Source organism: Thermus sp. (genome assembly GCF_056332225.1).
In genome coordinates this window covers 1-517 of record NZ_JBWGQW010000259.1, presented here as the reverse complement: position 1 = coordinate 517, position 517 = coordinate 1, and the positions used below count along the sequence as shown (strand labels likewise).

General features: G+C 64.2%; 2 protein-coding genes. Both read right to left on the bottom strand.

Annotation, left to right across the window (positions count from 1 at the left end; all coding sequences use genetic code 11):
- Window positions 1–101: 101 nt before the first annotated feature.
- Window positions 102–314, bottom strand: coding sequence for a hypothetical protein (locus tag AC01Y6_RS11245; RefSeq protein WP_476671618.1), 213 nt, complete (start codon window positions 312–314; stop codon window positions 102–104).
- A partial coding sequence (locus AC01Y6_RS11240) for a hypothetical protein (protein WP_476671617.1) occupies window positions 311–517 on the bottom strand: 207 nt, incomplete at its 5' end. The genes AC01Y6_RS11245 and AC01Y6_RS11240, both read right to left, overlap by 4 nt.

The following is a 517-nucleotide window of genomic DNA, read 5'->3' as shown; positions in this document are numbered from 1 at the left end:
CGGACAAGTTGTCCGCCAGGTCTTCATCACCCGACTCAACTTTGGTGAGAAGAGAAAGGGCCGGGAAGGTACCCGGCCCCTTCTCTGGAAAACGGCAGGGGTTAGAAGCCTTCTTCCACCCCCACCTCGGGGTAAGCCACGGCGTAGGTCTTACCCCGCTTCCTCGCCTCGCGGATGGCCCGGCGCTTGGCTTCCTCCGAAGGCTCCAGGGGTGGCCCATCGGGCCGCTCGTAGGTGATGGTGATTAGGGTAGGTCCCTCGCCCCCTTCCAGCGCCTCCTCTAGCCGGTCCAAGATGCTTTCCAGCCTCCTCACGCCGTCCTCCTTGACCGCATTTTAGTTCCGGCCAGCTCGGCCACCCTGGCCTCAAGCTCCTCCACCCGGGCCTGAAGCTCACTCACCTCCACCAGCTTGACCACGCTCCCTACCACCGTGGCGATGGCGTGAGCCGCCCGGATGGCCGTGGCATCGTCTTTGGAGTTCAGGGCTTGCTCAGCGCGCTTCAGAGCCCGCATGAG